Origin of the sequence: Pseudomonas sp. 2995-1 (assembly GCF_002742505.1) — a bacterium.
Taxonomy (GTDB): domain Bacteria; phylum Pseudomonadota; class Gammaproteobacteria; order Pseudomonadales; family Pseudomonadaceae; genus Aquipseudomonas; species Aquipseudomonas sivasensis.
Window position 1 is genome coordinate 1 of the sequence record NZ_LJSA01000655.1, and the last position, 269, is coordinate 269.

Sequence of the window (269 nt, forward strand, 5' to 3'; positions counted from 1 at the left end):
ATTGGTAGGCACCATTCAGTTGAAGAAACATTAACAAAATATAAAATGGCTTATGAACAGGGCTTAACAAATATCAATATGGATCTTATCATAGGGTTACCTGGGGAAGGTATAAAGGAGTTTAAACATACACTTGATGTAACAGGGGAACTTCTTCCCACAAGTTTAACAGTTCATACCTTATCTTATAAACGTGCTTCACAAATGACGAAATATAAAGAAAAGTATAAAGTTGCAAGTCGTGAGGAAGTTCATGAAATGATGAAACT

1 pseudogene is annotated in these 269 nt (G+C 33.8%); it reads left to right on the forward strand.

What is annotated here, in order from left to right:
- Window positions 1-269, forward strand: a pseudogene (locus tag AOA61_RS30610) (hypothetical protein); the annotation flags it as partial.